At 35.5% G+C, this 9,486-nt stretch carries 9 protein-coding genes; 4 read left to right on the top strand and 5 right to left on the bottom strand.

Annotated features, from left to right (window positions below):
- From BBROOKSOX_RS06520 to mnmH, 4 genes are all read left to right on the top strand, one after another.
- Nucleotides 1–1,288 (top strand): BatD family protein (locus tag BBROOKSOX_RS06520; RefSeq protein WP_218973706.1); only part of this gene is annotated, 1,288 nt, incomplete at its 5' end.
- A gap of 44 nt (nucleotides 1,289–1,332) precedes the next feature.
- A complete protein-coding gene (locus BBROOKSOX_RS06515) occupies nucleotides 1,333–1,503 on the top strand; it encodes a hypothetical protein (protein ID WP_180323891.1) in 171 nt (56 codons plus the stop codon).
- The gene (gene selD, locus BBROOKSOX_RS06510) at nucleotides 1,487–2,530 is read left to right on the top strand and encodes a selenide, water dikinase SelD (protein ID WP_373896616.1); all 1,044 of its coding nucleotides are present in this window, start codon (nucleotides 1,487–1,489) and stop codon (nucleotides 2,528–2,530) included. The genes BBROOKSOX_RS06515 and selD overlap by 17 nt, the downstream gene beginning before the upstream one ends.
- Nucleotides 2,523–3,620, top strand: a complete 1,098-nt coding sequence (gene mnmH, locus BBROOKSOX_RS06505) for a tRNA 2-selenouridine(34) synthase MnmH (protein WP_139660417.1) — start codon at nucleotides 2,523–2,525, stop codon at nucleotides 3,618–3,620. Before selD ends, mnmH begins: the two co-directional genes overlap by 8 nt.
- Here mnmH and BBROOKSOX_RS06500 read toward each other — a convergent pair.
- From BBROOKSOX_RS06500 to BBROOKSOX_RS06480, 5 genes are all read right to left on the bottom strand, one after another.
- Nucleotides 3,617–3,883 (bottom strand): 2Fe-2S iron-sulfur cluster-binding protein, encoded by a 267-nt coding sequence (locus BBROOKSOX_RS06500; protein ID WP_139660416.1) that lies wholly within the window; start codon nucleotides 3,881–3,883, stop codon nucleotides 3,617–3,619. The genes mnmH and BBROOKSOX_RS06500 overlap by 4 nt on opposite strands.
- A gap of 7 nt (nucleotides 3,884–3,890) precedes the next feature.
- Nucleotides 3,891–5,027 (bottom strand): class Ia ribonucleoside-diphosphate reductase subunit beta, encoded by a 1,137-nt coding sequence (gene nrdB, locus BBROOKSOX_RS06495; RefSeq protein ID WP_139660415.1) that lies wholly within the window; start codon nucleotides 5,025–5,027, stop codon nucleotides 3,891–3,893.
- Nucleotides 5,017–7,623, bottom strand: a complete 2,607-nt coding sequence (locus BBROOKSOX_RS06490; protein ID WP_180323889.1) for a DEAD/DEAH box helicase family protein — start codon at nucleotides 7,621–7,623, stop codon at nucleotides 5,017–5,019. The genes nrdB and BBROOKSOX_RS06490 overlap by 11 nt, the downstream gene beginning before the upstream one ends.
- Nucleotides 7,613–8,470, bottom strand: coding sequence for a DNA damage-inducible protein D (gene dinD / locus BBROOKSOX_RS06485; RefSeq protein ID WP_139660413.1), 858 nt, complete (start codon nucleotides 8,468–8,470; stop codon nucleotides 7,613–7,615). Before dinD ends, BBROOKSOX_RS06490 begins: the two co-directional genes overlap by 11 nt.
- Before the next feature lie 11 nt (nucleotides 8,471–8,481).
- Nucleotides 8,482–9,486: virulence RhuM family protein (locus tag BBROOKSOX_RS06480; protein ID WP_257607792.1), on the bottom strand; the 1,005-nt coding region annotated here is incomplete at its 5' end.

The raw sequence follows: 9,486 nt of genomic DNA, 5'->3' as shown, positions 1-9,486 counted from the left end.
GATTAGTAAAATTGCAGGGTATTCTGTGTTAAGCACAAACAATGCCAAAAGTATTAGCATTATGAACACTAAACGCATGGTACAAAGCAGCAAGTCCTATACCTTCAAACCTTTAAAAAGCCTGCAAATTCCAGCCTACACGCTAATAGTAGATGGCGTCAAACAAACCACTAAACCCATAAAAATAACCTATAAAAAACCAACAAAAACCAAAGCAGGAGATGATTATATTCTGGAAGCCAAAGTAGATAAAACAACATTTTTCTTGGGCGATACAGTCAATTTAACCATTACTTTTAAAGCCAAAAAATCCCTGTCAGCCATCAATCAAGTTGAGCTTTCTATGCCCAATGTAAAAGATTTGTTGTTTATCAACAATAAAAAAGTAACGCATATTGCTGATGAAAACTACAATGTTCAAACGCTCAGTTACCAAATCAAAGCCAATAATTTTGGCACCATTCGTATTCCAAGTTTGGTTGTTACTATTAGTAATCAAAGCAGAGATGCTTTTGGTAATTTTTTGTATGGGGGATGGAACGCTCAACAGAAAAAAATATTTTCAAATGCTTTGACGCTAACAGTAAAACCCCTACCAGATGATCTTAGGGTCTTTGGCGACTTTACCATGAAAGCCACCGTTGATAAGCAAAAAGTTAAACAAGGCGATGCTGTTAATTTAACGGTGCGCATTGCTGGCAAAGGTAATATTGGAGACATTGAAGCCTTGAAGATTGACATTAATAATGCCACAATTTACAGCGATGATGTCGTTACCAGTGACCAAGGTTGGCAACAAAAATTTGCTATTGTTGGTGGAAAAAATTTCGTTATACCCAGTCTAAAACTTGATTATTTTGATAAAAAAACCCAAACCAAAAAAACCCTTAGCACCCAACCTATTAACATTCAAGTTGACAAAGTTACCCCTATCATAGCAACAACTGAAACCATAACAACGCCCGACAACAAAACGCCCGACAACAAAACGCCTGTCAATAATAAATTAAAATATTATTACCTACTATTCGGACTTATCATTGGTGCGCTCATTAGTTTTCTAGGTATAAGGCTTAACAGCAAACCAGCGCCAGAAAAAAATCAAGATTTAATCAAACAGATTAAATCCAGCAAAGGTGATAAGGCTTTATTTGACTTATTATTACCGCTTAATTTGAATGAATTGGATCCCATACTGCAACAATTAGAAGCCAATCTTTACAAGGGTGAGACGCATAAAATTAACAAAAAAGCCATTATCACCCTCATTCAATCAAGTGAGCCTTGAACAAGTAAAAGTTTAAATTTACTGGTTGAGACCTTTGCATAAATATGAATAATCATCAAAACGCCATTTTTTACCCACTTGACAATTTTATAAAACACAGCCATAGCTTTGCTATGACTATATTTCATAAAATCACCAATTCGGCAAAACTTGTCATTTTGCCAATCATTCCTACTTATGCAAAAGTCTCTGGTTATAATTATCACTATGATTAAACTTACTGAATATAGCCATGGACAAGGCTGCGGTTGCAAAATATCACCCAAAGTTCTGGATACGATTTTAGCCTCATCTATTGAGGAAATTAGTGATCCCAATTTATTGGTGGGCAATCATTCTCGTGATGATGCTGCTGTGTATGACTTAGGCAATGGTGAGGCCATTATCAGCACCACGGATTTCTTTATGCCTATTGTTGATGACCCAACTACCTTTGGGCGTATCGCAGCTACCAATGCCATTAGCGATGTGTATGCGATGGGTGGTGTACCGCTGATGGCAATTGCGATTTTTGGTTGGCCATTGGACAAATTACCCCCTGAGGTTGGACGCCAAGTGATTGAAGGAGGGCGGATGGTTTGTGCTGATGCGGGCATTAGCTTAGCAGGGGGTCATAGTATTGATGCGCCTGAACCCATTTTTGGCTTAGCAGTAACAGGCAGGGTGGCAATTAAACACTTAAAAGAGAATTCTACTGCCAAAGTAGGAGATAAGATATATCTCACTAAACCCTTAGGCATTGGCATCTTGACCACTGCACAAAAGCAAAAGAAAATCACACCTGAAGACGAAAAACGCGCCATTGACACCATGTGCCAACTTAATGATATTGGTAGCAAAATAGCAAAAATTGATGGTATTCATGCGATTACTGATGTCACAGGGTTTGGATTGGGTGGACATTTGTCAGAAGTTTGTCTGGGTTCAAAGGTTTCCGCAATGCTTAATTACAGCAAAGTACCGATCTTACCAAATATTAAAAATTATTTAGCCAATGGTTGCTCTCCAGGGGGTGCGCAGCGTAATTTTGACAGTTATGGTCACCATCTAAGCGCAATGAGTAATGAGGTACAATCCATTATTTGCGACCCGCAAACTAGTGGTGGTTTATTGATTATGGTCTCTAGGTGTGCTGAATCTGAATTCCATCAAATAACGCATGAATCGGGCTTTGACTTAGAGGCTATTGGTGAGATTGTTGAGTGTGATAACAACAAATCCACGATACAAATTAATGTCTGAACTTATACAGATAACCGATCTCACGCGTTTATTCACCATTGATACGCCACTGATTGATACGCGTGCACCGATTGAGTTTGAACAGGGTGCTTTTCCACAGTCGCAAAATCTTATTCTAATGAGTGACGATGAGCGCGAGAAAATAGGCGCTTGCTACAAAAACAAAGGTCAGGCAAAAGCCATTGAGCTTGGGCATGAGCTGGTGCAAGGCGATGTAAAAAATAAACGCATAGAAGCATGGCTACAATTCATCAAAAACAACCCAAATGGTGCACTTTATTGTTTTCGTGGTGGTCTGCGTAGTCAAATCACGCAACAATGGATTTATACGGCTTCTGGTATTGACTATCCTCGTGTTAAAGGCGGTTACAAGGCATTGCGTCGGTTTCTTATTGATGAGACTTATAGAATTATGCAACAAATCACACCAATTGTTATCGGTGGGCAAACAGGCTGTGGTAAAACCTTGTTGCTTGACAAAATTAACAATAGGATTGATTTGGAAGGCTTGGCAAACCACCGTGGCTCCGCCTTTGGTAATACGACTACGCCACAACCTACACAGATTAATTTTGAAAATGTTTTGGCAATTGAGCTGATTAAAAAACAACACAAAACAACCTTGTTATTTGAAGATGAAGGCTCAAATATAGGGGCGCTACATATCCCAGATTGCGTACAAGCCAAAACCAAACAAGCCAAACTCATCTTATTAGAAGCCAATATTGAACAGCGCCTTAAAGTCAGCATGGATGCCTATGTTATTAATATGTACAACGATTTTATGATGCAAGACAGCACCAAGGGTTTTGATAACTTTGCCCAATATTGGCTAAGAAGTTTGGAAAAAATTCAAAAGCGCTTGGGTTTAGAGCGTTATAACGCCTTATTAAAATTGGTGAATAATGCGCTATCAACATACAAAGAGCAGGGCGACCATAAGGATTTTTACCCAGTAGTAGAAGAGTTATTGGTGAATTATTATGACCCGATGTATGATTATCAAATCAAGAAAAAAATAAGCAGAGTGGCATTCAAAGGCAATGCCGATGAGGTCTTAGAATATTTGTCTCAATACAGTAAAGACTAAAAATCTCGTACGCTAACCTTAATATCGCTGATCGGCCTAGCCTGACAAGCCAAAATTTCTCCTCGTGAAAGTGGCACTAAACAGTCCTGATGCATAACATCACCCGATAGGAGTTGCAGTATGCATAGCCCACAATGCCCTTGTCGGCAAGAGTGGTTAAGGAGTATTTGGTTGTCTTCTAACTCAGTAAGAATGGATTGTTCGCCAAACACATACAGCGATTCAGTTTTGCCATTGATATTGTCAACATCGATTTTAAACATTGATTAATTAAAGCTTAAAATCACCAAAATCAGCGTCATCAATAGCCATATTGTTGTCAATCGCACTCACTAAATAAGCGGTAATCTCTGTTTCTTGTGGTGCAACTTGAACGCTGTCAGAGTCTAACCAATGATTAATCCAAGGCAGTGGGTTAACGCGCTCTTCAAATATGGGTTTAAGTCCTAGGGCATTCATACGAATATTGGTAATATATTCTAAATACTGTTTAAGAATTTCAGCATTAAGTCCAATCATAGAACCATCACGGAATAAGTACTCTGCCCATTCTTTCTCTTGTTCGCAAGCTTCTTTAAACATATCAATCACTTCATCTTTGCTTTCTTGGGCGATTTTTTGCATATCAGGGTCATCTTTGCCACTGCCCATCAGATTAAGCATATGTTGTGTCCCAACTAGATGTAGCGCCTCATCACGGGCAATCATCTTGATAATCTTGGCATTGCCTTCCATGAGTTTGCGCTCAGCAAAGGCAAATGAGCAGGCAAATGAGACATAAAAACGAATGGCTTCAAGAATATTTACCGATACTAAAGTCAAGTAAAGTTTCTTTTTCAGGCAGTATAAATCCATCTCTACATTGTTACTATCTACCATTAACGCACCTTCTCCATGAAGTAGATAAGCTTGCGTGCATTTAATTAATTCATCGTATTTTTCAGAAACGCTTTCAGCGCGCTTAATAATTTCATCGGTTTTCATAATGTCATCAAACACCACACCTGGCTCATTGACAATGGCACGAATAATATGTGTATAAGAGCGAGAATGAATGGTTTCAGAAAATGACCAAGTCTCAATCCAGTTCTCTACTTCTGGCAGAGAAACAATTGGCAAAAAGGCAATACTAGGGCTTCTACCTTGGACGGAATCGAGCAAAATTTGATATTGTAAATTAGAGATAAAAATATGCCTTTCATTAGGTAATAATTTGTTGAAATCTATCTTATCTTTAGTCACATCAATTTCTTCAGGTCGCCAAAAGAAGGAAAGTTGTTTTTCCGTTAGTTTTTCAAATATCTCAAATTTTTGTTTATCAAACCGAGCCACATTAACAGAGTTACCAAAAAACATGGGTTCAGCAAGGGTGTCGTTATTTTTTTTGTTAAAAATGCTATATGACATTGTTTACTCCTAATTGTGTTGTTAAACTTGATTTAAAACTATTTTCATCACTATGATTATAAAATTCTAAACCAACAATCTTGTATTTATCGTTGCTATAAGTCGTTGTCTTATTTACACCAGTTAATGCTTTATAATTTTCCTTAATTTCCAGTAAAAAATCCTCTTTCCACTTATCTATTTGTTGTAGGTGTTTACCCTTGGGCTCTATGAAAAATTGATAATGGCATTGACTAAGTTTGTTTTGACTAAGCAATACAAAATCAGGCTCAAACCTTCTACCTTGTGCAAAATCATATAAGCAAAAATGCCGCTCATTTCTAACTAGATACACATTCTTATAGTCATTGTTTATATCGTCAATAATGGTATGAATAAGATCAATTAACTGCCTTTCTTCGCTAGTACCGTAAAACTTCTCAAACGCAAACCATTCATGGGTTATTTTTTGTATTTGTTTTTCCCGGTCTTGAGGGATCAGCAAGGTTTTTTCTGTAAAAATATCTTCAGCAGAATAAGGATCAAATTCTTTAGTGCCTTCAAATTCAACAATATTGCCTTTTATTTCTACTTCTAATTTATTTAAAAATGAAATAGCGATTGCTAATTTTTGTTGTGCTGATAGATTGCCCCCATCACCCGTTATATTTATATCAAATCCACCTAAATAATCTTTATCTAAAAAATGACTAATAGATTGTAAATTAGGAAAGGTTTTTTTAAGGTTATTAAAAGCAAAAGTATCGAAAATTAATAGGGCGTTTTTAACAATATTCACCCCTAATAATTTTATTAATTTATAACTGTTATTGGGTTGACTGGTTTGCTCTGTGTTGTCATCAAAAATCTCGCTTAAATTTCCTTGACCACTTTGCAACTTATAAGAGAAATTAGTTTTGGCAATGCCAAAATCAGCCATATTTTTAACGGTGTTATAGCACTTATCAATTCTTTTATTTTTAAAAATAATCTTATTTTTAAAACGATCATTTTTTTTAATTTCAGGTTTTAACTCTAAGGTTAATTCTATCGGTTCTTGCCCTGCTTTTTCCAACAATCCTTGTTCTATTAAAGCCCTTTGTATTTCACTAATATATTGACTTTCATTGCTACTGTGAAAATACAACTCCTCCAAAAGTCTTAATTCATTATCAATATCATCATCAAACTTTCTGACATAAGGATCGTCATCAGCCTTTATTTTAAACGCACAATATCTCGCTCCTCGTCCAATAAGTTGCGCCTCACTTATTGTTTTTTTACCGATTTTCCCTTTATTGCTACCGCCTGTATTTTGCCCTTCATAAAGCCTTACAATATCAAATAGGTTTAAAACATCCCAGCCCTCATTCAGTTTATCAACGGTAAATATCACTCTAATGCTGTTGTCTTTGTCTTCTAAATTATTGAGGCGCTTTTGATTGAGTTCCAATTCTTTATCGTTATTGGTGCACAGGCATTTTTTTTCATTAAAAGCAATTTTTATTTTTGCAATTAATAGGCTTAAATTAATCTCATTTTTATCAAAAAAATCAAAGGCTTGAATTAAGACACTGATATTAGTTTGGTTTTTTATGACATTTAAATCACCGTCTTTTAAATTGTTAATCAAATGATGAAAAACTACCTGATTGTCTTTACTTTCAGTAATTTTGGAGGATTTAAACAAAATCACAGGCTTGATGTTTAACTGATGATTAATGGCTATTTGCTCTCTATACATGGATATGACCAATGCTTGCAATATGCGTGTTGATTTATCAGTATTGCTTTTAAAAAGGTTGATTTTTTTACTAAAACCATCTTTAACAAAGTTTTTTAAGTCATATTGATAGATAATTTTATCTAGGTATTTCTCTTTAATCTCTTTTTTATCTAATTCTATCGTGGCACTAAACTCTAACAAAATATTGTCTTGATGGGCTTTAAAGATTTTTTCTACCGTATTTTCCCAACTGGCTTTAGGATTGCCGTCTTTGTCAAATAATTCGGTTTGTTTTTTAGTGCTGGCATTAATATGGTGCGCTTCATCAGCTATTAAAGCTATTTTATTTTCTTTAAAATCTCCAATGGTTAAAGCGTTTTCTTTTTCGTTATGAAAATCACTAAACAACCCTTGGACGGTAGTAAAACAAATGTTAATCTCATCACCCGATGAATAAGCAAAATTATCCACCGCCTTAATGTTCACTTGCTTGTTGTTGATAATAATTTTATCGTTAAATAAATATTTGCTGGAAAATTGATTGATAAAATTGTCTTTGGTTTTTTCTACAATCTGCCCACGATTCACAAAAAACAAAAAATTTCGATAACCTTGCTCATAAAGATACAAAATCAAGCCTGCCATCATCACTGTTTTGCCACTACCTGTTGCCATATGGAAGGCTAGATGAATATTATTTTGTGGTTTAATGTAAGCCTGTGCGTCTCTCGTTTCGTAATATTTATAAAATCGTGTAAAGGCTTGTTTTTGGTAGGCTCTTAGTTTAAGTTTGTGGTTAAGGTTATCGGCAACAAAGGGGTAATTAATATCGGTTCGCAATTCCCTACCAAACTCTTCTTTAATACAATCAAATAAAAATTTATTGTTCATTTTCATCCCTTTTAAAGCCATCATTACCTCTTAAGGCTTGATTTTTCTCTTTAGTTAATTTTCGTTCTATTTTTTTAACCTCTTCTTCAGGAGACAAATTTTCAGGGGTGATGCCTCTTGAAATAAGCGTATTTCTAACGGTTTCGTTGTTAGTGATGTGTTCATTTGAAATGGCAGTTTCTGTTTGCATTAATTTATCTTTTGCGTTATAAATGGTAATTTCTGTTGCAAAATCTTTCGCCTTTAATAAAATAGTTGGTATAAAATCTGCCAAAGGCTTGCTCTTAACAACATCCCACTTATCTTTCATTTGTTGGGTGCTGTGATTAAACAAAGCTTGATCACCTTTGCTTCTAATCAAGCCAAAATTTTTGTCGCCTCCCGTTTGTTCAAAGATAACATTGGACAATTCTTTTTCTGTTTGCGTTAATTTACGCCTTGCAATAACTCTTTCGTTTTCTAAAATATGCTGTTCAATCAGTTCGGCTTTTCTGGTTTGTATTGCAAAATAAGTTTGTGCAAAAGCGATGGCTTCTTTTTTGCTGTCGCCATTTTGAGCAATAAGGTAACAAGCGTATCTGGTGAGCATTAAATCATCGATTTCTTTTTCTGCGCCTTGGGGCATTTTTATCGTTTTCCCGACATCGGGAAAATGTTCAGGAATGTTATGTCCACTCACTTCACAGGTGGTTTTGGCTTTTAAGATAACATTTTTAAAATTATCCCATTTGCTGTAACCCAGTAAATGCTGTAAATCCCTTGCCAGCCAGAATTCTATTTCCTCATCAGTCCTATAAGATGAGTTTTCAAAATCAGTTGTTAGCGCTCTTATTATTTCAGTTTTCATATTTTATGCTGTCATTTTCTTGGGTTGCTGCCCTGCGTTTGTTTAATGACTTTGTCAAAATCAGAATTTATTTTTTGTGTTTTATTAAATTCATCGTATGTTGAACTGGCTTTTTGATCCGCTTGTTGTTTACTTCTAACGCCTAAATCTTTAAGTATTTGATAGTCATTAAATACTAAAAATTTATCAACAGAATCGGCTAAAGTTTGCATTGTCATTTCGGTGCGATTTTTAATCACCATCTCTATATGGTCAAAATACGCGCTAATGGCTCTTTCCAAATCTTTGATTTCATTTTCACTTAAATAATTTTTAGCAATCTTAGTATCAGATTTTAAGATTCTGCCTTTGGGTGCATTTTTCCAAGTTTGCAGCCCCATATTGGGTGATTTGTTATCTGCATGTGTATCAATAATTTCTGCCGTTGTTTGCCCTGTGATAGCATAATGAAATTTGTTTTGCACACCGGCAAAAAAGTTTTTACTAATTTTGGAGTTTTTATCATAATCAATACTGCATTCAGCAAAAATATCGGTTATTTTCTGGTAAATACGCCGCTCACTGGTTCTGATTGAGCGAACGCGTTCCAACAGTTCATCAAAATAATCCTTGCCAAAGTGCTTGCCATTTTTAAGCCTTTCATCGTCCATCGCAAAGCCTTTAATAATGTATTCTTTTAAGATTTGCGTTGCCCAAATTCTAAATTGGGTGGCTTTGTTAGAATTAACCCGATAGCCCACGGATAAAATTGCATCAAGATTGTAATATTTAACTTCTAGAGTTTGAGTTTTTCCTTTAATAGCACCGTGTTGAGTGGTACTTTCCAAAATGGAAACAACCACTTTTTCATTTAATTCCCCTGTCTCAAATATATTTTTTAAATGTTTGCTAATCGCAGGCACTTGCACCCCAAATAATTGGGCAATTTTTACTTGCGAAAGCCATAGCGTTTCATTATGTAAATAAGTCTCTACCCGAATATCGCCATTGCCATCGTTATAAAGCAAAAACTCGGT

This window comes from bacterium endosymbiont of Bathymodiolus sp. 5 South, assembly GCF_900128535.1.
GTDB lineage: Bacteria > Pseudomonadota > Gammaproteobacteria > PS1 > Pseudothioglobaceae > Thiodubiliella.
This window is presented reverse-complemented; position numbering and strand designations above follow the sequence as displayed.